This is a genomic window from Chengkuizengella sediminis, assembly GCF_010078385.1.
Classification (GTDB): domain Bacteria; phylum Bacillota; class Bacilli; order Paenibacillales; family KCTC-33759; genus Chengkuizengella; species Chengkuizengella sediminis.
On sequence record NZ_SIJC01000001.1, the window covers coordinates 894,978 to 916,152 of the forward strand.

A 21,175-nucleotide genomic window follows, 5' to 3' on the forward strand; every position below is an offset into this window, starting at 1 on the left:
ATATCAACCATTCTTTAGAATCATAATTGGTTTATACCTGACTATTGTTCTCCTGGCATCGTAATTCCTAAATGTTTGTATGCAAGTGGAGTAACGACTCTTCCCCGAGGTGTCCGCTGCAAAAAGCCGATTTGTAATAAATAAGGTTCATAAACGTCATCTATCGTTTGACCTTCTTCTCCAATGGTTGCAGCTATCGTTTCTAATCCAACTGGACCGCCAGCAAAGTTTTTAATGATGGTGTTTAATATTTTGTGATCAATATGATCCAAACCTAAATCATCTACCTGAATGTTTTTCAGAGCTGTTTTAGCAATATCTAAAGTAATAATTCCATCACCTTTTATTTGAGCAAAATCACGGACTCTTTTTAAAAGGCGATTCGCAATACGAGGCGTACCTCTTGAGCGCATTGCAATTTCTGTAGCTGCTTCTCCAATAATGGCTACCTCTAAAATTTCAGAGGCTCTCGTGACAATAAAACTCAATTCGTCTACATTATAAAACTCTAAACGGCTCAAAACACCAAATCTATCTCGTAATGGCGAGGACAACAATCCTGCTCTCGTTGTCGCTCCGATTAGTGTAAATGGCGTTAGATCCAAGCGAACTGAACGTGCACTAGGGCCTTTACCTATAATAATATCCAATGCAAAGTCTTCCATTGCAGGGTATAATACTTCTTCCACTTGTCGATTTAAACGGTGGATCTCATCAATAAAAAGAACATCGCCTTCTTGTAGGTTCGTTAGGATCGCGGCTAGATCACCAGGTCGATCAATGGCAGGACCAGAAGTTACACGAATATTAACTCCTAGTTCATTTGCAATAATGTTAGAGAGCGTCGTTTTTCCTAATCCAGGAGGTCCGTACAATAGTACATGATCTAGTGCCTCTTTACGTAATTTTGCAGCTTCAATGTATATTTTCAGATTTTCTTTAATATTTTCTTGTCCAATATATTCAGCCAAAAATCGAGGTCTTAAACTTAATTCCGCTTCTTGATCCTCCATCATTAAATTAGCTGATATAATACGATCATCATCCATGTTTCTCCTCCTTAACCCTCAAACAAGGATTGTAAAGCCTTTTTCATCATCGTTTCTACCGTATCATTTTGATCCAATTTAGTTCGTAAAACTTCCCAAACTTGATCCACTTCTCTTTCTGAATAACCTAAACCAATTAATGCATCTTTTGCTTCCATCCATGGAGCAGGCATCGAGACCTCACTTTGATCCAACGAAACTGCCGCATTCAAGTCAAGTGGTGAAACATCGGACACAATGTGGTCTAATTTATCCTTCAAATCGAGAATAACCCTTTGTGCAGTTTTCTTACCTATACCAGGAAGTTTGGTTAAAAAAGTAATGTTTTCCTGCTGTATTGAGCTAATAATGTTTTGAGGAGTAGCTCCTGAAAGAATACCTACGGCAACCCGTGGTCCTATTCCTGAAACATCAATCAATCTTCGAAATAAAGTTTGTTCCTCTCTTGTTTTAAAACCATATAGTAAAATAGCATCTTCCCTAACATGCTGATGAATAAAAACCTGAACCTCTTTATCATCTTGGAAAACATATGGATTTGAACAAAAAACCCTATATCCAACACCGTTCACATCCAACACAATGTAATCCGTTTCCATATGTGCAACGTTTCCTCTTAAAAAATCCAACATTATAATTACATTCCTCTTCTAGATATATTATTTTTTAATTTATTTTGCAGAGTGGATGTATGAGCGTGACATATTGCAATAGCTAATGCATCAGCAACATCATCTGGTTTAGGTACTTCTGATAAACTCAAAAACATTTTCACCATTTCTTGAACTTGTTTTTTTTCTGCCTTTCCGTAACCAACGGTGGCTTGTTTGATCTGCAGCGGTGTATACTCTCCGATTTCCAGCCCTTTTTGTTTACAAGCTAACATTAAAACACCACGAGCTTGCCCTACAGCTATTGCAGTGGTTACATTTCGATTAAAATATAATTGCTCAATTGCAGCTGCATCTGGTTTATATTTATCAATTAATTGAATTAATGAATCATAAATATCCATTAAGCGAATTGCTGGATCGGTGTGGGCTTTCGTTTGTATGCACCCATATTGAACTGGTACCAGCTTGTTTCCAACTTTATCCACAAAACCAAATCCTACAATGGCATAACCCGGATCAATTCCTAATATTCGCAACCCTGTCTCCCCTGTCTCTATTTAAAAAATATTTTACCAGTAAAACTTCCCTTATGTAAATGCGATAGCGAACATATGTATCGATATAATTATAACAGACTTCTACTACAGTGACACTTTATTTCTTCGTTTCCCAATTTGTCTAACTATCCTTCTATTTCAACATTCAAGACCCCTTGAATACTATGAATATCATAATATACATCTGTTATATAATGTTTTTCATCCACCATAATGCGAAGATCCATAAGATATTTCCCTTCCTTTAAATCCTTCACTATCACGTTTTTTATATTTATTTTTTTTGATTTGATTTCTTTTATGATTTCTGTCATGTTTTCATTGTTATCAAGGAAAATCTTCAACTTTTTTTCTTTGAGTCTAAGCGTTTTAGGACCGATCCATTTTAAAAGAAGGGGAATAATTTCAACACCAAATAAAATAAATGCAACACCTATTAGACTTTCTATATAAAACCCAGCACCTACGGCAATACCTAAGCCAGATGCGCCCCATAACATCGCAGCTGTTGTTAATCCACTTATCACATCATTACTTCTTCGTAAAATAACACCCGCACCAATAAACCCGACTCCCGTAACAATTTGCGCTGCTAAACGCATCGGGTCCATCATAATTCGATCTGGTTTATCAAACTGATATGCAGATTCAATGGAAACAATCGTTAACAAACAACTGCTTACTGCTAAAACAAAACATGTTTTTAGTCCAAGTGGCTTTCTTCTAATCTCACGTTCAATCCCGATCATAAACCCCATTGCGGATGCTAGTCCAAGCTTCAACCAAATTTCCATCATTTTCATCACTTCTCCTTATCTCTACAGGAATGATTAAATACATAATGGTTTAGATTAAGTATATTATATGGTAAGAACATTGATTTATCATTTAAATTTTAAATTCATTTGAGAATGAGTCTAAAAACACATATAATGTTCTTTAGGGAATCATGAAAAAGGGGGAGAACATATGAAAAATGTTGTGATTCATAAGGTGGTCAAATTAGTTTTTACTGAAGACCATCTTAAAGGATATTGGAATAAACAAAATAGCGACTTAGCGTTTGATTCTTTAACAAATGAACAACTGGTTAGCCTTGCAAAAAAAATGATGAAAAACACATCTCATAGTATGTTAGAACAACATATTGTAGGGAGTGATTGGCGTACTGAAGAAGAAACAAAAGGGAAGTTGTTAGAAGAAGATGATTCAGTAAATGATGAGCATATTGAAGTTATTGAAACATCTGTACCGGGTTCAAAATCGAAAAAACTGCTAATTGATCGCTTATTAAAAGTAGATTGTAAGCAATGTGAATTTTCATTTTTTGTTTCAGATTTAAATGCAGACACATCTAAACTAACTTGTCCATCTTGCGGCGGAGAAGTCATTGCAGATAACTAACAATACATATTCACTTGAGGGAGTTGGGTACGTTGCACGAAGAAGTAATATCAGAAGTAAGTAATTTTCAATATTGGGCTGCCATTGCAATTTTTTTATTTGCATATGCTTTTATAATTTCCGAAAAAATCAATCGAGCCGTCATCGCATTATTTGGTGCTGGATTAATGATTGTGCTTGGAATTGTAGATTTGGAACTTGCATTTACTCATCATATCGAATGGGATACGATTACTTTATTGATTGGTATGATGATACTTGTAGGTATCACTAGTAAGTCAGGTGTATTCCAGTATGTGGCTATCAAAACAGCAAAAGTAGCAAAAGGAAATCCAATCAGTATCTTACTTTACCTTTCTTTATTAACAGCTGTTGGTTCCGCATTTTTAGATAATGTAACTACTGTTCTTTTAATTGTTCCTGTTACATTCTCAATCACAAGGATTTTAAATGTAAATCCAGTTCCATTCTTAATATCGGAAATATTGTTTTCAAATATCGGAGGAACAGCAACCCTTGTAGGAGATCCTCCAAACATTATGATTGGTTCAGCCAATCCGCATTTAACGTTCAACAAATTTATAATTAACCTTGCACCTGTTGTAGTAGTAATTATGGCCGTTACGCTGTTCATCGTTTATTTTATTTATCGTAAGCAGATTAAAACAAGCCAAGAAATGATCGATAAGCTGATGAGTTTAGATGAAAAATCATATATTAAAGATCCTGTATTAATGAAAAAGTCTGTAGCAGTGCTACTTCTAACCATTCTTGGATTTATGCTTCATAATGTGCTTCATCTTGAAGCTGCTGTTATTGCCATGGCAGGTGCTACACTGCTTATGTTAATTGGAGTAAAAGAACACGACTTAGAAGAGGTTTTTGAATCTGTAGAATGGGTAACCATTTTCTTCTTTGTTGGATTATTTACATTAGTCGGTGGTCTTATTGATATTGGCTTAATTGGATCTTTAGCTCAAAAAGCGTTGGATGTAACTGGTGGAGATATCCCTTTCGCTGCCTATTTAATTCTTTGGATTTCAGGTGTTGCTTCTGCCACAATAGATAACATACCTTTTGTTGCCACGATGATCCCATTATTGCAGGATATGGCAACTGGAATGGGGCTGAGCGCAGATTCACCACAGTTTGAGGTGTTATGGTGGTCATTAGCATTAGGTGCTTGTTTAGGAGGAAATGGTACTTTAATAGGTGCATCAGCAAATGTCATTGTAGCTGGTATGGCCTCTCGTGAAGGAAAAGGGTTTAGTTATATAAAGTTTTTATTAATTGGGGCTCCAATTACACTCGTTTCCCTCATTATCGCACACGTATATTTGTTTTTATTCTTCCTATAAACATAAACTAACAAAAATAAATCCATGTGGAAGTTTCTGAACAGTCCTAAAAAAAGAGATAGACAATAAATGTCTATCTCTTTTTTAAACGAAGAAAAACCACTTCTGAAGATTGGTTTTTCTTATTGATCAACCGCTGTAAATTCGCTAAATGTTGAGAGAATACTATTGTAATCTTCAAAGTCTTTAATTCTAATTCCTTCAACTAATTGTTGTACAGTACCTACTGGTAAACTACTTTCCAAATGTTCAATGTTCAATTGAAAAAAAGTTCGAAGCACGTTGTCATGTATAGGTAAACCGTCAAATAATGTTAATTTCCCATCCTCACTAACTCCAAAATAGGCACTTTCCTTACATTTAGGTGAAAGGTCTTCTATAGACTCAGAAAATACAATACTGCCTTCTTCAGTAAATTCAAAAGTATATTGGGGGTTATTTTGATACAGCTCTAAAATTTCCTGACTATTTAAACTTCCTAGTGATTCAACTTCTTCTCCACAAACATACATTTTTTTAATGATCACTTCTCTTTGTTGAGAATCTGTGATTAAGAGTTCTAAAGAACCTTCATTCTTCTGTAATTGATCCAAATCTTTTTCAGTAGAAAAATCATTCAAAAATGTAGACTTTATATCTGTTTTTTCCTCATTTAATAAAATTGACACTGATATTGTACCAATCAAAATGATAAATGCTGCTAATGTCAGCCATTTTCTCTTCATACGTAATTGTTTTTTTAATTGTTTTAGAAATTTAGTAAAACTCACATTGATCCCCTTCTTTAACAATTAGAGATTTTTTTCCTATTCTAACCATTTAAAGAAGAGTTTATACTTAAATTGTTACAAATTTATCCAAGGGCTGTTATTTTTCGATTTTGATGTATGTTGGTTATTTTTTATCGACTTTCGTTTGGTAGATTTTCTAACTTTAGCTTGTGCTGCATCCTTTTTTGTTGGTTTTTCACTTGCTGAGCTTTTTTTTGTTTTTACTTTACTTTCCTTTAACTTCTTATCTGATGAGTCTTTTTTAGGATTAGAAGTTGATTTTTCTGTCTGATTTGTTCTTGGACTTGCAGCTTTGTTTACAGCTTGTTGCTCCATAGGTATTTGATAATTGGGATTATTCATCGAGTATTCATTTGCTGGGATAAAATGATGTGTATTCACAAATGACATATATGGGTTAATTACATGTGGTTGTTCTAGATTTGTAGTTTGAGCGTATGAATTCCACCATGGATTAGATACTTGTTCATGTGGCATTTGGTTCTGAAATTGCTGTTGCTGATATTGAAACTGCTGATGATTCACTGCGTCATAAGGCGTTTGAGGATGAAATGCATTTTTGTTCTGTTCAAATTGGAATTGTTTATTTTTTTCAAATGATTTTGTCTCTATTTCATTTAATTCTGGTACTGGTGGGACATCATAAAAATGTCCTACTTCTGTAGCAGGAACATTAAATTCATCAAACAAATCTTTATGTTTTCCTGTTGGAACAGATTCTTTAGCTGCTTTTTTATTAACCTGATGTGTTTTGAATTCTTTTTGATTAGGTCTTTCAAACTTAATTTGTTTAGTTTTAGAAGGAATTTTTAATTTTTGACCAGGTTTAAGTTCAATCCCTCGTGATAAGGATGCATTTATTTCAAGTACTTTATCTACATCTACTTCATACTTTTTACATAACTGCTCCAGCGACTCTCCCTTTTTGATAATGTGAATTTTCACTTGCCGTACCTCCTTCATACAAGTATATTAGTACAGTGTATGCAAGAAATAGGCATTTGACATCTAAAACAACCTACAAAAATAAAGAAAATCTTTTAGAAAGAAATAACCATCCGAAAAAACTCTTCGAATGGTTAGAACAAAAGCGCTTAAAAATTATTTATAAACCTGAACTCCATCTTTATTTACAATTTTTCTAAATTCCTTTAACAAATGCATCGTTATAGGTCCCGCTTTACCTTCACCAATAATACGACCATCAACCTCCCGCGTAGCGATCACTTCTGCAGCTGTGCCCGTTAGAAATACTTCATCCGCAACATATACATCATGAAGTGTAAAAGGTTGTTCTTTAACAGGGTACCCGTGTTGATTACAAATATCAATGATCGCTGCTCGAGTGATTCCTTCAAGTGCACCTATGTAAGATGGTGGTGTTGTAATAATTCCATCTTTTACGATGAATATATTATCACCAGAACCCTCTGCAACAAACCCATCTGAATTCAACATCAGCGCTTCTCCCACACCTGCTAAATTGGCCTGAATTTTTACTAAAACATTGTTTAAATAATTTAAAGACTTTATTTTTGGATTCATAGCATCAGGAATGTTTCTACGAGTAGAAACAGAAACAATTTTTACCCCATTTAAATAATCTTCTTCAGAATAAATGGATAGTTGTTCAACAATAATAATGATATTTGCAACTGGACATCTACGTGGATCTAAACCAAGATCACCAGTACCTCTCGAAATGACTAAACGGATATATCCATTTATAATCTCATTTTTTTTCACAGCTTCAACTAAAGCTTGTTGCATCTCATCATAAGATAATGGAATTTCTAGCATAATAGATTTAGCCCCATCATACAATCGATCCAAATGTTCTTTACATTTAAATATATTTCCTTCGTATACTCGGATGCCTTCAAAAATTCCATCACCATATAAATAACCATGATCATACACAGATATTTTAGCGTCCTCTTTGTTTACAAATTCCCCATTTAAGTAAATCCACTGTGCCATAAATCATACACCTCCGTTTAATCGTTCACATATGAAAAACTAGGAAAGCACCCTAATGTACGTACTTTGCACCCAATCGCTTCTATTTCTTGAATAGCAGCCGGCAATAAAACAGAATCCAGACTTTCTTCAATTTCAATATAAAAATAATAACTTCCTAATTTTTTCTTTGTTGGTCTGGATTCAATTCTAGACAAGTTAATTCTTCGCCAGGCAAAAGCAGATAATACTTGATGTAGAGCACCAGGATAATCTTCAGGTAATGTAACTAGTATGCTTGTTTTTATATGTTCTGTTTTTTTTATTTCTGTTAAAGCTTCTTTACCCACTAACATGAAACGAGTAAAGTTATCATCATGTTCATGAATATGTTTTGATAATACATTTAAACCATACTTTTGAGCTGCTAATTCAGTACCAATTGCCGCATACCCTTTGTTTGGATTGTTTTTTACAATTCTGACTCCCTCAGCTGTACTTACATATTCAAAGTCAACATCTGGAAGATTCGTTCTAAGATACTGTTTACATTGAGCAATGGCTACGGGATGGGAAAATACCTTTTTAATTTTTGAAAAGTCAGGTCCCAATTCCTCAACATTCCCAATTAAATTTTGTCTAGATGGATAGATCCACTCAGCTTGAATAGGTAGATCCACTTCATGCACTAGCCAATCCATATGAAGACTTACAGATCCTTCAATCGTATTTTCAATAGGGATTACACTATAATTTGTTTTTCCAGATTCAGTGGCTAAAAAGACATCAGATATTAATTTATACGGTACTAATTCAACGGATATATCAGAAAAAAAATACCGAGAACTCTCTTCACTAACCGTACCCTCTGGACCTAAAAATGCAATCTGTTTCATGATTTAAATTCTCCTTTTATTGATGCTCCTTCTTTTAACTTCTCAATACGAAAAGGATGGGAGTTTTGTTGCGTTATAACCTGAGCACCTTTTAGACAAGGATTTAACCACAGCGTATCAACAGCCATATTCTCATTTTTAAAATGATTGATTACAAATTCTTCTAGGTTTGTTTTTTCACTGCTATTTCTATCTACAAAAACCAACAGAGTTGGTCCTGCACCACTTAAAGCAGCCCCTAAGCCACCATGTTGTACCGCTTGATCCAATATCGTTTTCATACCAGGAATAAGCGATGCACGATGAGGTTGATGTAACCTGTCTTTCATAGCATACTGAATAAGTTCTAATTTACCTGTACATAATGCAGCAACAAGTAAAGAAGAATGGCTGACGTTAAAGACAGCATCATGAAAAGGAATTTGATCTGGTAAAATATTTCTGGATTTTTCCGTAGCCAATTCAAAATCTGGTATAACAGCTAATAATTCTAACTGAGGACTAGGCTCAATACGAATATATTCAGCCCTTACCTCATTCCAATTGGAAACGATTAAGCCACCAAATAACGAAGCTCCTGCATTATCAGGATGATTCTCAATACTTGTCGCCATTTGAAATAATTCATCTTTTGAAAATGGATCATCAATTAACGCATTCGCAGCAACGAGTGCACCCACAATAGCGGATGCACTACTACCTAGACCTCTCGTTAATGGGATATCACTATATATACTAATTTCTAGATTCGATTGCTTAACACCTGCTTTAAGAAAAACTCTTTGGGCAACTTGATAAATTAAATTACTTTTATCTGTACTTACACCTTTTAAATTTTCACCATGTAAATGAATTTTAGTTTCATCAGAAAAACTCATTTCAATCCAAACATACAAATCCAGTGCCATACCAATGGTATCAAAACCTGGACCTAAGTTTGCTGTGCTAGCAGGAATTTTTACACATCTTTTCTTTTCATTCATTCTTGTCCAACCTTTTGTTTTGTTAATTTTGAGATTGCTTCCATCACGGCTTCTTCAGTATCACTCACAATAAGGGGTTGAGCATTCACACTATCAATGGCCGTATTTGGATCCTTTAGTCCATTTCCTGTAAGCACACAAACAACCGTTTCATCTTTTGAAAAATACCCTTGCTTGTGTAGTTTCATTACACCTGCTACTGAAGCAGCAGATGCTGGTTCACAAAATACCCCTTCCTTACCAGCGAGTTGTTTATATGCATCTAAAATTTCAGCATCAGTAACATAATTAATCTGACCTTTAGATTCCTCCGCTGCATTCACAGCTCCATCCCAACTAGCAGGATTTCCAATCCGAATTGCTGTTGCAATCGTTTCTGGATCTTTTATCGGTTCACCTTTCACTATAGCCATAGAACCTTCTGCTTCAAATCCTACCATTTTTGGTAATGTTTTAGACTTTCCTTTTTCATAATACTCTTTAAAACCTTTCCAATAAGCCGTTATATTTCCTGCATTTCCAACTGGAATTGCTAACACATCTGGTGCTTTATCCAATTGTTCACATACTTCGAAAGCTGCTGTTTTTTGTCCTTCAATTCGATATGGATTTACTGAATTGACCAACGTAATGGGATGTTTAGCTGTAATTTCTCTTACGATTTCCAATGCACGATCAAAATTACCTTCAATAGCTACTACTTTTGCACCATAAATAATGGCTTGTGCCAGTTTTCCTAGTGCAATATTATTATTAGGAATGATGACAATACAATTTAATCCAGCTCTTGCGGCATAGGCTGCTGCTGCTGCAGAAGTATTTCCAGTGGAAGCACACATAATCGACTGACTTCCTTCTTCCTTCGCTTTTGCAACTGCCATGACCATACCACGATCCTTAAAAGAACCCGTTGGGTTTAAACCTTCGTATTTTAAATATAAATTTAAATTTAATTCTTTGGATAATTGATCTGCACGAATTAAAGGTGTATTTCCTTCATGAAGTGTAACCATAGGTGTATTTTCATTAATAGGTAAAAATTCTTTATGTGCTTTTAGCAGTCCCTCATATTTCATTGTTAATATCTCCTTTAATCTTTAGAAGTTATCAAAAAGTATTTTTTATATTATCCTTCAACACGGTATACACTTTTAATTTCGTGAATAACATCCATGTCATTAAATTCATTCAGCACTTTTTCCATGCTTGCCATATTTGCGTCGTGTGTTACGATAATAATTTCTGCAGCCTGTAAATCTTGATTTGGCTGTTGCACAACAGATTCTAAACTCACTTCATATTTCGTAAACACCTGTGTGATTTGTGCTAAAACCCCTGCTTTATCTGCAACGTAAAGTCGAATAAAGTTTTTATATACAACCTGATCCAGTGGTTTTAATTTTTTTTCTTTATATGAAGAGGTAGTTGGTCTAGAACCGTTCACTTGAAGCATAGAATTTTTAGCTACAGCAATTAAATCAGCAACTACTGAAGTGGCTGTTGGCATTTCTCCTGCTCCAGGTCCATAAAACATCGTTTCTCCAACCGCTTCTCCATAAACATATACTGCATTAAACACGCCATTCACATTTGCTAGTGGATGTGACTTTTTCACTAAAGTCGGTTGCACACTTAAATAAATTAAATCATCCTTACGTTCTGCGATGCCTAGCAATTTAATCTCGTATCCTAAATGAGAGCTATATCGAATATCTTCTGCTGAAACATCAGAGATACCTTTGATTTTTACATCGTCTACAGTGACATATGTGTGAAATCCTAACGTTCCTAATATGGTCATTTTGTATGCTGCATCAAATCCACCAACATCTGAGGTTGGGTCTGTTTCTGCATAACCTAATTCTTGTGCCTCTTTTAATACATCCTCGTATGGTGCACCTTCAAGACTCATTTTACTTAAAATGTAGTTCGTTGTACCATTTACAATTCCCATGATTTTTGTGATTCTATCAGATGATAATCCATCTACTATTGTTCTAAGTATTGGAATTCCACCTGCAACACTTGCTTCATAAAATACATCACGGCCATGTTCCTCTGCTTTTGCCAATATCTCGTGGCCATACTGCGCCATCAAATCTTTATTCGCTGTAATGACATGTTTGCCTTGTTCAAGTGCAGTTAGTATATAGTTTTTTGTTAGTTCTACTCCACCCATGACTTCAATAATGATATCAATATTTTTATCTTCAATAACATCCCAAGGGTCTTCTGTTATTTTATGTGGTTCTATATGAACATCTCTCAATTTATTTTTATTTTGAACTAATATTTTCTCTATTTCAATAGAAGAGCCAATCTGTCTTTTTATATCATCTTGATGACCCTCTATAATTCTTACAACACCTGTACCTACAGTGCCTAATCCCAGTAATCCTACTTTAAAAGGTTTCATTATTTTCCCCCCAATATCATTTCATCCTTGCCCAATCACTTGCACTCTTTTAACACCTTCAAACTCCAACGATTCCAGCAAATTTGCAAAATTTTCACCTATAGATGAGGTATCTACCGACATCACTACATTCGCCATACCTTGAAGTGGGATCGTCTGGTTAATGGTTAGCACATTACCTTTAAAATCTGCAACCAAAGCTATTACTTTGGATAGAACACCTGAACGATGATGTAAATCCATCGATATAGTAACAATACTTTCAGTTTGTAATTTATTTAAAGGAAAGATACCATCTTTGTATTTATAAAATGCACTCCGACTCAATCCTACTTTTTCTACAGCTTGATGAACGGTTTTTACCTCCCCATTTGCAAGGAGCTCTTTCGTTTGAATTGTTTTTAGTAATGACTCAGGCAATATATTTTCTTTTACTAAATAAAATTTCTCCATACGTCCCCCTGTTAAAGACTTATGTTTTTCTATAGTGGACATTATATCGAAATATTTGCAATAAAACAATAGTTAATGTAACCAAAAAACCATCTTAGAGATTTCTAAGATGGTAAAATAGTTATTTCACCTTTTTAAAGGGATTTTGGCTAAGGGATCCCCGGAAAGTAATAGGCCGATAATAAACTGCCACTTCCATGTGGGGCAAATAAGATTCATGTCACGTCCTGTGACAAATACCTGCATCAGTTCATCCAGAAACTGATAATTCCGGCACCAGTTCATCCATGAACTGGGATACTTCGAAGAATACAGTTCACTTTTTGGGGTGGGTTTATTACTCTTTTTCTACAAATTCAAATTCATATTCTCCAATACGTATAGTTTGACCGTCTGTAGCTCCTTTTTCTCGTAAAGCCTTATCTATTCCCATATTACGCAAAGTTCTTGAAAAGCGCATCACAGAATCATATGTCCCGAATTGCGTTTTCTTGAGCATCTTGTTAATACGCTCACCTTCGATAATATAGACATCGTTTTCTCTCCGAATCGTAAACGGTTCTTTTTCACTCTGATCCTCAATCGTATATATTTTTCTATCCTCTATCTCGGATACTTCTTCAACAATGGGTTGCTTAGGTATAGCATCTAAGACATCTACGGTTTTATACAATAATTCCTGAACCCCTTTTCCTGAAACTGCAGAAACCTCGAAAACATCTAGTTCGCCATGACTTTCATATAATTGTTCACGGAATTTCTTTAAATTTCCCTCTGATTCAGGTATGTCCATTTTGTTTGCTACGATAATCTGTGGAAGGTCTTTTAGTTTCTCACTATATTGATAAAGTTCAGAATTGATTTTCACCCAATCCTCATAAGGGTCTCTCCCTTCAGAAGCGGACATATCAACAACATGTAAAATAATTCTAGTTCTTTCAATATGTCTTAAAAATTCATGTCCTAAACCTGTACCTTCATGTGCCCCTTCAATCAAACCAGGAAGATCTGCTAACACAAAACTTCTGCCTTCACCAACATCAACTACACCTAGATTAGGTGTTAATGTTGTAAAATGATATGAAGCTATTTTAGGTTTAGCAGCAGTTACCCTAGATAAAAAGGTGGATTTACCTACACTTGGAAAACCAACCAGTCCAACATCAGCCATGACCTTTAATTCCAATACAATCCAGTGCTCTTGTCCCTCTTCCCCATTTTCAGCTATGTATGGAGCCGGGTTGCTTGCCGTTGCAAAACGAACATTGCCATGACCACCTTTACCCCCTTTAGCGATGATCACCTCTTGTCCATGCGAAGTCAAATCTGCTAAAACTTCATTTGTGTCATCGTCATGAATCACTGTACCTGGAGGAACTCTAACAATCATATCATCAGCATTTGCACCTTGTTGTTTTTTTATTTTACCTTTTTCTCCACGTTTTGCTTTAAAATGTCGTTGGTACTTAAAATCAACTAATGTCCTTAGACCCTCATCAACTCTTAAGATCACATCTCCCCCATTACCACCGTCACCACCTGCTGGTCCACCTTCTGGAACATATTTTTCACGGCGAAATGAAATCATACCATCTCCACCGTCACCACCCTTCACATACACTTTTGCTTTATCTACAAACATAAAAACACCCCAATTATGTATTTAATCAAATTGAATTTCAATCGATATCCATTTTTCATTTATTTCTTTTTTTATTTTCACTCTTTTCGATTTGAATTTCATAACTATTGGATCTAACTCATTTTTGAATTGCGTTAGTTTCATTTTACCCACAAATTCAAATGCTACATGCAATCGTTCCTGTTCTTCAAAGAAGTCAATCGTCAGCTCATTATTAGAATCAAGTGTATGATCTGCACAGTTCTCAAATGTCTGCAACAAATCAATCAATAAAAAAGCATTTTCCTTTAGGTTATTAGTAAATTTTTCAGGAGTAATCAAGCTTTGTTCAACTTTAAATTGATATGACTTACTACTCGTTTTCATTTTCAATAACTCAAATTCAAGAAACTGAGCATTTATTTTAGCAATATTTCTTTCATGCTGGATACTTTCTTTTAATTTTTCCACAATAAATATTAATTTATCAAACTTTTTTAGTTTGATATATCCAAAGATAAGTTGCAGCTCATTCATTAAGTCATGTTGATAGTGATGAATAAAACTCAAGGTCTCATTCATCGATTGATCCCTTTCCTTTGACTTCTGCTTATTTCTAACAAAAAAATGAATGATAATAAGTATGACTGTAATCATGATGAGGATTCGACTTAACCAACCAGTTGATGTTATAAAAATAATGACTAATAATAACAATACCAAAAGCTCAGTAATGAGACTCATTCGTTTCCAATTTCCCATAATACAATCCCCGTTTATGTCCACATTTATATTCAATCAAATAAAAATCCTAGCGCATTCTATACGCCAGGATTTATGTTTAAACGTGTTATTTATTAAGCTTCTGCTACTGCCGGATATACGCTCACTTTTTTGCGATCGCGTCCCCAACGTTCAAATTTCACTACTCCGTCAACTTTAGAGAATAAAGTATCATCTGATCCAATACCTACATTATTTCCAGGATGAATTTTTGTTCCACGTTGACGAACAAGGATGTTACCAGCTCTAACAGCCTGACCATCAGCACGTTTAGCACCTAAACGTTTTGAAATACTGTCACGACCATTTTTAGTAGAACCTACTCCTTTTTTAGAAGCAAATAACTGAAGATCTAACTTCAACATAGTATCTACCTCCCCTACACGAGTTTATTAATAATTTTTAAATAATCTTCATAAGATTCCTGAATTGATTTCAACATGACAACCATCGATTCAAGAAGCAGTTGAGTTTGATCTGAGATTTCTCTCTTCTCAATTTTAGGTATCTCTACATCGAGCAGCCCATTATGCATTTCTGCTGGCAATTCAATGTTCAATAAAGACTCAATTGCATTCACAGTTCCAATGGTGAGCGTTGATACACCTGCACAAACGATATCTTTGCCCGCTTCAGCAAATTCAGCATGTCCATCTACAAGATATCTGACAATTTTTTTCTCATGATCTCTTTCAATGGTTACCGTAATCATTATATTCCTCTTATGCTTGGATTTTTTCAATAACAACTTTTGTATAAGGCTGACGATGCCCTTGTTTACGATGGTAGTTTTTCTTAGGCTTATATTTGTAAACTGTAATCTTTTTACCTTTACCGTGTCTCTCCACTTTTCCTGTAACACTTGCTCCAGAAACAGTAGGAGTACCTACTACTAATCCTGCATCGTTTGAAACAGCTAATACCGTGTTAAATGTTACTGATTCCTCAGCATTTGTATCTAACTTTTCAATATAAAGCTCATCGCCTTCTTGAACTTTGTATTGTTTTCCACCAGTTTCAATAATTGCGTACATTTGTCGCACCTCCTCATGTCTCAGACTCGCCAATTAAAAGGTGATACAATCGCTGGATGTAAATCCCACTATCGTATACTTTAATTACCTTGTTTGAGCGGTTATAACATGTGTCATAAGCACACATCATTCAGATGTTATCATACTTATAGTAATAATGCAACAGTGGACTTTTTGAACAACCTCTTATAATATACGATTACATTTTGGGCAAACCTTAACCGATGAGTTGTTCATATTCCTTACTTTTTTCCTTGTCATCTCAAATAAACCAAGTTTCGTCCATCCCATCACCGTTGTTTTCGTACGATCATGTTGTATAAGAGTTTCTAATTTTTGAGTAATTTCATCTCGATGGGTTTGAAATTCCATATCAATAAAATCAATAATGATGATCCCGCCAATATCTCTTAACCTCAATAGTCTAGCAATTTTCTCCACCGCTTCTAAATTTGTTTCAAACACAGTCTGTTCCAGATCAACTGTACCAGTATATTTCCCCGTATTTACATCAATTACGGTTAGCGCTTCAGTCTCATCAACAACGATGTACCCTCCATTATCTAACCAAATTTTAGATTTAAAAAAATCGTCGGTTTGTTTTACAATATGATAGAACTCAAATATAGACTGTGAATTAGAATCATGAAGTTTCACTCTATCTGAAAGTGATGGTGAAATGTTATGAACAAACTGTCGAATTACTTTGGCTTTTTGAGCATCATCAATGACAATTTCCTGCACCTCTGTAGTAAATAGATCTCGAACAATTCGCAAAGAAATACCAAGTTCTTGATAAAGCTCTGCTGGAGCAGTAGAGGACTCGAATCTATTCTCAATTTCTTTCCAAATTTCTCTAATCTCAACAATGTCTTTATTTAAAGTATCCTTACTCCCGTTCTCAGTAACTGTACGCAATATGAGACCTTCCTGATCGATCCTAATCTCTTCTCCTATCAATTTTAAACGTTCTCTCTCATCATGGGATTCAATTTTACGGGAAACAGCTACATAATTACCAAAAGGCATATAAACAACATAGCGGCCGGGTATATTAAAATGAGTCGTAATTTTAGCACCCTTTTTCCCCAATGGTTCCTTGTAAATTTGAACCATAATCTCCTGTCCTATTCGAACCAATTCTTGAATAGATGGTTTATTTATAGGTTTTAGTTCCAAGTTAATAGGTAATAAATCGTCACGATATAAAAAAGCATTTTTTCCTTTTCCAATATCAACAAACGCAGCCTCCATACCAGGCAGAACATTTACAACCTTACCTTTATATACATTGCCAACAGATTGCTTGTCCGTTGTCTCCTCAGCATAATACTCAATCAATTGTCCATCTTGAGTATATGCAACTTCAGTTAAATCCTTCTTATAGTGTATAACGATCCTTTTCATTATTACACTCCCAAATCATAAAAACTTTTATTCTATCTTTTATTTTACACAAAATAGCCCCCAAAAGTGAAATGTTAAAAAAACCACAAAAAATCAACCATTTTTTCTAGGGTTTATTAGGTAGGTTTGTATGATACGCTTTTCTGGTATGACTGCTTGAACTTTTCCTAAGTCATTTAATACATAAATAATATGCATCTGATCACGTTTGAAACATCTTACAATTTCTGAAATTGAACTGGAAGAGTTAGCAAAAATTGGCTTTGTGATTTCTTTTTTTACTTTCATTTTTGCAAATGTCAATTCCCGATTAACTAAAAACCTTATGAAATAATAGGGTATATTACGAAAATAATACCAGTTTGAATATAATAAAAAAACTCCAATGATCAATAGATTTAAATGTACACCTGAGTAAAATATGTCTGTACAAGCATAAGCAATCATTAAAATACTCATCAGAAGACTGTTCCATGCACAATATTTTAAAGATTTGTGGTAACTTACCTTATAACTAAGTAATGCCTGTACAATTTTACCTCCATCCAATGGTAAAATAGGTAATAAATTAAACAGTGCGATCATTAAATTAGCTTGAATAAAATAATCAGACCAGGCCAAATCAATCATTTCAGTTCTTTGCAATAAATAAACAAGTGCTATCATCCAACAATTTTGAAGTGGACCAGCAGCTGCAACAATGATTTCTTCCCTAGCAGACGTATTTCGGTGTGTTTCAACTTCAGCTACTCCTCCAAACGGTAGCATTTGTACAGTTTTAACTTCCCACCCAAAGTTTTTCGCTGCTACAACATGTCCCATTTCATGTACAAAAACAATAGCAAACAAAGTGATTAATTCCCCGATATTACCAGATAAAATTGAGGTTAAGATGACTAAAATAAACATGGGATGAAGTCGATATTGCGTACCATAAATGTTAATCAAAATGAATCACTTCCGCAGGATCAATAAATTGATTATCCTTTCGTAAAGCAAAATATAAAATTCCTGCTTCGTCATTTTGTAACTCTGAAACAACGCCAATCTGTTCTCCACCTTCTACCCAATCGTTCACTTTTAATGATGAATAAGTAACATATCCATAAATAGATTGAAGCTTGTTTACATGTTGAATTACTATCGTCAAGCCTGTAAACTCTGTGTTTTCAACTGAAATAACTCTCCCTTGATCCAATGCAATAATAGGTTCATTTTTCCTCGTTTTGATCGTAACACCTGACTTTGTAGACTCAAAAGCGGAGATGATTTTTCCATTAGCAGGATGATGTATGTTTTTAATTTGAGATGTATTTACTTTTTCTGCTGGTATCGTCTTTTTCTCAGAGTTAAAGGTAGGGATGAAGGAGGGGTATCCTTCAAACATTTGATCATAAAGTGTTAATAATGCTTTATTATCAAATGTTTCTTCATTTATAACCTGAGTAACTAACATCTTTCCCTTTTCTGCCCATGGCGTTTCCAATTGAAATAATAACCAGATGATAATGAATAACAGGAAACTAATGGTGAAAGTTGTCATGAAATACTTTTGAAAAAAGCTTTCTTCCCTATCATATTGTTTTAGGTGTGCCCATGGATCTTGTCTATGTTTCCACACATATTCAGGATCATCTAATTTTTGGTCTACGAACTCTTGAAGATATCTCTTATTCATTTCATTACTGTTCAAAGGTTGTTTTTGTTTTTGAATAAGTTCATTTACACGCTGATTCCTTCTTTGTTTTACATTGTTATTAATTTTCATATTGTTCACCTCAAAAGGCTAGTCCATTTATTTTATGATTAATATTTATGTTTATTTTGTAATGATTAGAACCCAAAGAAAAAAACCATATGAATGCCAATGCTTTCATACGGTTAATTTATTATACATATATTCAGTTTTCAGTAATCATCATCATACATCCATGGGCTATCTTGATGAACCTTAATACTCATCGCAATACCTATGCTCATCATGTTAATTAAAATAGAAGTTCCTCCATAGCTAATAAAAGGTAGAGTAATACCAGTTAGTGGCATTATCCCAATTAACATCCCGATGTTTTCAAAAATTTGGAATAGAAACATAGAAGTAATTCCCACAATAATATATGCACCTGCAAGATCTTTTGATTGAATGGCAATAATAATCAATCGATATATTAATAAAAAGTACAATAACAACAGTAACGATGATCCTATAAAACCAAACTCCTCACCAACAATGGCAAAAATAGAATCTGAATAATCATAAGGTACTGTCACAGTCCCATTGGAATAACCTTCTCCAAGTAATCCACCTGAACCAATCGCCATAATCGCCTGATCTTGGTGATAAGTATCTCCAGCAACTTCTGGAAATAATATTGCATCTATCCGTTCAGTCCAATGTCCTTTACCACTATCACTTAAAAATGTTACGATTTGACCGTGAAAAGTTTGATACACTTGAAAAGAGGTAAATGCAATAACAGAGATGAGTAAAATACTAATTAAAACATAAGTATATTTTAAATTTCCAATCCAAAGCATTCCTATAAAAATTACAATATATATAATCGCATTACCTAAATCAGGCTGCATAATCACAAAAGTGAAAGGAATTAAAACAGACAAACCAATTGGAAGTAAATCATTCACTATAGTTAGTGGTTCACCATCACGTTTTTTCAACATATAAGCAATCATGATTATTAGTGTAATCTTAACCAATTCAGCCGGTTGAAAAGTAAATCCAAGTCCAATAGGCTCAAAAGAATACCAACCTTCAGCACCATTAATTGTAACACCAAAAAAAATCAAACCGACTAATAGAATAATACCAAAACCATAAATAAAATATGCCCATTTAATTAAAAGGCGATAGTCCATTAAAGAAAAGAATATCATTGTTATAAAACCTAATAAGAATAGTTTTACATGTTTTGTAACTTGCGATGGTATATCAGAACTATTAATTAACAGTGTCCCAATCACCATAAATAAAATCAATATTAAAATAATTACCCAATCTAATTGTTTCAACTTAGTTAACACTCTATGATCATCCTATCCCCATGATCTTTTTAAGTCTATAAAATACACCTTTTTTTCCTTCTAACGCCATTAATGGAACGGAATCTCCTAATATACGACGGGCAATATTTCGATATGCAACAGCCGCATTTGATGTTGGATTCATTACTGTAGGTTCTCCTATGTTTCCAGCTTTTATGACTTGTTGATCATCTGGTACAACACCTAATAAATCAATCGCGAGTATGGAACAAACTTCATCAATATCCATCATATCTCCGGATTTCATCATGTTAGGACGTACACGATTTATAATCAGTTTAGGATTTCTAATATTGGAAGCTTCCAATAACCCTATTACTCGATCTGCATCTCTTACAGATGACATTTCAGGAGTTGATACTACAATCGCTTTATCTGCACCAGCAACAGCATTTCTGAACCCTCCTTCAATACCAGCAGGGCAATCAATAATGATATAGTCAAAATCTGGCTTTAGAGAATCTACTATTTTTTTCACATCTTCTGGCTGCACAGCATCTTTATCCTTCGTTTGAGCAGCTGGAAGAAAATATAATTCTTCAAACCGTTTATCCTTTACTAAAGCCTGAGCTATTCTACAGGTCCCTTCAACTACATCCACCAAATCATAAATAATCCTATTTTCCAAACCCATGACTACATCTAAATTCCTTAATCCGATATCTGTATCTAACAAACATACTTTTTTTCCTAACATTGCTAAGGCAGTTCCTATATTAGCTGAACTTGTAGTTTTACCAACTCCACCTTTACCTGAAGTAATGACGATTGCTTCTCCCATTGATAA

At 34.4% G+C, this 21,175-nt stretch carries 24 protein-coding genes and 1 other annotated feature; of the genes, 2 read left to right on the forward strand and 22 right to left on the reverse strand.

Translation table 11 applies throughout. The features are described from left to right. Positions 1 to 41: 41 nt before the first annotated feature. The 4 genes from ruvB to EPK97_RS04430 all read right to left on the reverse strand — a co-directional run bounded on the left by ruvB (position 42) and on the right by EPK97_RS04430 (position 3,017). A complete protein-coding gene (gene ruvB / locus EPK97_RS04415; RefSeq protein WP_162035362.1) occupies positions 42 to 1,049 on the reverse strand; it encodes a Holliday junction branch migration DNA helicase RuvB in 1,008 nt (335 codons plus the stop codon). 11 nt (positions 1,050 to 1,060) lie between these two features. Continuing rightward, on the reverse strand, positions 1,061 to 1,681 hold the full coding sequence (ruvA, locus tag EPK97_RS04420; protein ID WP_162035363.1) for a Holliday junction branch migration protein RuvA: 621 nt from the start codon (positions 1,679 to 1,681) through the stop codon (positions 1,061 to 1,063). 5 nt (positions 1,682 to 1,686) lie between these two features. After that, positions 1,687 to 2,199, reverse strand: coding sequence for a crossover junction endodeoxyribonuclease RuvC (gene ruvC, locus EPK97_RS04425; RefSeq protein WP_162035364.1), 513 nt, complete (start codon positions 2,197 to 2,199; stop codon positions 1,687 to 1,689). 146 nt (positions 2,200 to 2,345) lie between these two features. After that, on the reverse strand, positions 2,346 to 3,017 hold the full coding sequence (locus tag EPK97_RS04430; protein ID WP_162035365.1) for an MgtC/SapB family protein: 672 nt from the start codon (positions 3,015 to 3,017) through the stop codon (positions 2,346 to 2,348). Positions 3,018 to 3,189: 172 nt separating this feature from the next. Here EPK97_RS04430 and EPK97_RS04435 point away from each other — a divergent pair, with 172 nt between their 5' ends. Together EPK97_RS04435 and EPK97_RS04440 are read left to right on the forward strand one after the other, a co-directional pair. After that, entirely contained in the window at positions 3,190 to 3,624 is a 435-nt protein-coding gene (locus tag EPK97_RS04435) for a hypothetical protein (protein WP_162035366.1), read from the forward strand. Positions 3,625 to 3,656: 32 nt separating this feature from the next. Beyond that, positions 3,657 to 4,982 (forward strand): ArsB/NhaD family transporter, encoded by a 1,326-nt coding sequence (locus tag EPK97_RS04440; protein WP_162035367.1) that lies wholly within the window; start codon positions 3,657 to 3,659, stop codon positions 4,980 to 4,982. A gap of 122 nt (positions 4,983 to 5,104) precedes the next feature. On the opposite strand, the gene EPK97_RS22345 is transcribed toward EPK97_RS04440, so the two are convergent. The 18 genes from EPK97_RS22345 to minD form a co-directional block, all read right to left on the reverse strand. Then, positions 5,105 to 5,752, reverse strand: a complete 648-nt coding sequence (locus tag EPK97_RS22345) for a BofC C-terminal domain-containing protein (protein WP_162035368.1) — start codon at positions 5,750 to 5,752, stop codon at positions 5,105 to 5,107. 75 nt (positions 5,753 to 5,827) lie between these two features. Continuing rightward, positions 5,828 to 6,718 carry a LysM peptidoglycan-binding domain-containing protein gene (locus EPK97_RS04450; protein ID WP_162035369.1) on the reverse strand — a complete coding sequence of 297 codons (891 nt, stop codon included), beginning with the start codon at positions 6,716 to 6,718 and terminating at the stop codon, positions 5,828 to 5,830. A gap of 156 nt (positions 6,719 to 6,874) precedes the next feature. Further along, entirely contained in the window at positions 6,875 to 7,753 is an 879-nt protein-coding gene (ilvE, locus tag EPK97_RS04455; protein WP_162035370.1) for a branched-chain-amino-acid transaminase, read from the reverse strand. A gap of 17 nt (positions 7,754 to 7,770) precedes the next feature. Then, a complete protein-coding gene (pheA, locus tag EPK97_RS04460; RefSeq protein ID WP_162035371.1) occupies positions 7,771 to 8,628 on the reverse strand; it encodes a prephenate dehydratase in 858 nt (285 codons plus the stop codon). After that, the gene (thrB, locus tag EPK97_RS04465; protein WP_162035372.1) at positions 8,625 to 9,611 is read right to left on the reverse strand and encodes a homoserine kinase; all 987 of its coding nucleotides are present in this window, start codon (positions 9,609 to 9,611) and stop codon (positions 8,625 to 8,627) included. Before thrB ends, pheA begins: the two co-directional genes overlap by 4 nt. Continuing rightward, the gene (thrC, locus tag EPK97_RS04470) at positions 9,608 to 10,687 is read right to left on the reverse strand and encodes a threonine synthase (RefSeq protein ID WP_162035373.1); all 1,080 of its coding nucleotides are present in this window, start codon (positions 10,685 to 10,687) and stop codon (positions 9,608 to 9,610) included. Before thrC ends, thrB begins: the two co-directional genes overlap by 4 nt. A gap of 50 nt (positions 10,688 to 10,737) precedes the next feature. Continuing rightward, complete coding sequence (locus tag EPK97_RS04475; protein ID WP_162035374.1) at positions 10,738 to 12,027, reverse strand: homoserine dehydrogenase; 1,290 nt, start codon at positions 12,025 to 12,027, stop codon at positions 10,738 to 10,740. A gap of 21 nt (positions 12,028 to 12,048) precedes the next feature. After that, entirely contained in the window at positions 12,049 to 12,480 is a 432-nt protein-coding gene (locus EPK97_RS04480) for an ACT domain-containing protein (RefSeq protein ID WP_162035375.1), read from the reverse strand. A 337-nt stretch (positions 12,481 to 12,817) separates the two neighbouring features. Further along, positions 12,818 to 14,122: a GTPase ObgE gene (gene obgE / locus EPK97_RS04485; protein ID WP_162035376.1), complete on the reverse strand. Its 1,305-nt coding sequence runs from the start codon at positions 14,120 to 14,122 to the stop codon at positions 12,818 to 12,820. A gap of 21 nt (positions 14,123 to 14,143) precedes the next feature. Further along, entirely contained in the window at positions 14,144 to 14,863 is a 720-nt protein-coding gene (locus EPK97_RS04490; protein ID WP_162035377.1) for a Spo0B domain-containing protein, read from the reverse strand. Between the two features lie 95 nt (positions 14,864 to 14,958). Beyond that, positions 14,959 to 15,249 carry a 50S ribosomal protein L27 gene (rpmA, locus tag EPK97_RS04495; protein ID WP_162035378.1) on the reverse strand — a complete coding sequence of 97 codons (291 nt, stop codon included), beginning with the start codon at positions 15,247 to 15,249 and terminating at the stop codon, positions 14,959 to 14,961. Positions 15,250 to 15,263: 14 nt separating this feature from the next. Continuing rightward, positions 15,264 to 15,596, reverse strand: coding sequence for a ribosomal-processing cysteine protease Prp (locus tag EPK97_RS04500; protein ID WP_162035379.1), 333 nt, complete (start codon positions 15,594 to 15,596; stop codon positions 15,264 to 15,266). A gap of 10 nt (positions 15,597 to 15,606) precedes the next feature. After that, complete coding sequence (gene rplU / locus EPK97_RS04505; protein WP_162035380.1) at positions 15,607 to 15,918, reverse strand: 50S ribosomal protein L21; 312 nt, start codon at positions 15,916 to 15,918, stop codon at positions 15,607 to 15,609. A gap of 12 nt (positions 15,919 to 15,930) precedes the next feature. Continuing rightward, positions 15,931 to 16,031, reverse strand: a sequence feature (ribosomal protein L21 leader region). Between the two features lie 73 nt (positions 16,032 to 16,104). Beyond that, the gene (locus tag EPK97_RS04510) at positions 16,105 to 17,325 is read right to left on the reverse strand and encodes an Rne/Rng family ribonuclease (RefSeq protein ID WP_162035381.1); all 1,221 of its coding nucleotides are present in this window, start codon (positions 17,323 to 17,325) and stop codon (positions 16,105 to 16,107) included. 93 nt (positions 17,326 to 17,418) lie between these two features. After that, a complete protein-coding gene (locus EPK97_RS04515) occupies positions 17,419 to 18,273 on the reverse strand; it encodes a M50 family metallopeptidase (protein ID WP_162035382.1) in 855 nt (284 codons plus the stop codon). Continuing rightward, positions 18,266 to 19,093: a M23 family metallopeptidase gene (locus tag EPK97_RS04520; protein ID WP_162035383.1), complete on the reverse strand. Its 828-nt coding sequence runs from the start codon at positions 19,091 to 19,093 to the stop codon at positions 18,266 to 18,268. Before EPK97_RS04520 ends, EPK97_RS04515 begins: the two co-directional genes overlap by 8 nt. Before the next feature lie 140 nt (positions 19,094 to 19,233). Next, the gene (locus EPK97_RS04525; RefSeq protein ID WP_162035384.1) at positions 19,234 to 20,367 is read right to left on the reverse strand and encodes an FtsW/RodA/SpoVE family cell cycle protein; all 1,134 of its coding nucleotides are present in this window, start codon (positions 20,365 to 20,367) and stop codon (positions 19,234 to 19,236) included. A gap of 7 nt (positions 20,368 to 20,374) precedes the next feature. Continuing rightward, a complete protein-coding gene (minD, locus tag EPK97_RS04530) occupies positions 20,375 to 21,169 on the reverse strand; it encodes a septum site-determining protein MinD (RefSeq protein WP_162035385.1) in 795 nt (264 codons plus the stop codon). Positions 21,170 to 21,175: the final 6 nt, after the last annotated feature.

What these genes read in the sequence shown, in the direction of transcription:
- rplU (WP_162035380.1), bottom strand. Translation starts at nt 15,918, where the DNA reads ATGTACGCAATTATTGAAACTGGTGGAAAACAATACAAAGTTCAAGAA.
- minD (WP_162035385.1), bottom strand. Translation starts at nt 21,169, where the DNA reads ATGGGAGAAGCAATCGTCATTACTTCAGGTAAAGGTGGAGTTGGTAAA.
- thrB (WP_162035372.1), bottom strand. Translation starts at nt 9,611, where the DNA reads ATGAATGAAAAGAAAAGATGTGTAAAAATTCCTGCTAGCACAGCAAAC.
- EPK97_RS04520 (WP_162035383.1), bottom strand. Translation starts at nt 19,093, where the DNA reads ATGAAAATTAATAACAATGTAAAACAAAGAAGGAATCAGCGTGTAAAT.
- ilvE (WP_162035370.1), bottom strand. Translation starts at nt 7,753, where the DNA reads ATGGCACAGTGGATTTACTTAAATGGGGAATTTGTAAACAAAGAGGAC.
- EPK97_RS04490 (WP_162035377.1), bottom strand. Translation starts at nt 14,863, where the DNA reads ATGGGAAATTGGAAACGAATGAGTCTCATTACTGAGCTTTTGGTATTG.
- thrC (WP_162035373.1), bottom strand. Translation starts at nt 10,687, where the DNA reads ATGAAATATGAGGGACTGCTAAAAGCACATAAAGAATTTTTACCTATT.
- EPK97_RS04480 (WP_162035375.1), bottom strand. Translation starts at nt 12,480, where the DNA reads ATGGAGAAATTTTATTTAGTAAAAGAAAATATATTGCCTGAGTCATTA.
- ruvB (WP_162035362.1), bottom strand. Translation starts at nt 1,049, where the DNA reads ATGGATGATGATCGTATTATATCAGCTAATTTAATGATGGAGGATCAA.
- EPK97_RS04510 (WP_162035381.1), bottom strand. Translation starts at nt 17,325, where the DNA reads ATGAAAAGGATCGTTATACACTATAAGAAGGATTTAACTGAAGTTGCA.
- EPK97_RS04475 (WP_162035374.1), bottom strand. Translation starts at nt 12,027, where the DNA reads ATGAAACCTTTTAAAGTAGGATTACTGGGATTAGGCACTGTAGGTACA.
- ruvA (WP_162035363.1), bottom strand. Translation starts at nt 1,681, where the DNA reads ATGTTGGATTTTTTAAGAGGAAACGTTGCACATATGGAAACGGATTAC.
- obgE (WP_162035376.1), bottom strand. Translation starts at nt 14,122, where the DNA reads ATGTTTGTAGATAAAGCAAAAGTGTATGTGAAGGGTGGTGACGGTGGA.
- EPK97_RS04500 (WP_162035379.1), bottom strand. Translation starts at nt 15,596, where the DNA reads ATGATTACGGTAACCATTGAAAGAGATCATGAGAAAAAAATTGTCAGA.
- rpmA (WP_162035378.1), bottom strand. Translation starts at nt 15,249, where the DNA reads ATGTTGAAGTTAGATCTTCAGTTATTTGCTTCTAAAAAAGGAGTAGGT.
- EPK97_RS04430 (WP_162035365.1), bottom strand. Translation starts at nt 3,017, where the DNA reads ATGATGGAAATTTGGTTGAAGCTTGGACTAGCATCCGCAATGGGGTTT.
- EPK97_RS04435 (WP_162035366.1), top strand. Translation starts at nt 3,190, where the DNA reads ATGAAAAATGTTGTGATTCATAAGGTGGTCAAATTAGTTTTTACTGAA.
- pheA (WP_162035371.1), bottom strand. Translation starts at nt 8,628, where the DNA reads ATGAAACAGATTGCATTTTTAGGTCCAGAGGGTACGGTTAGTGAAGAG.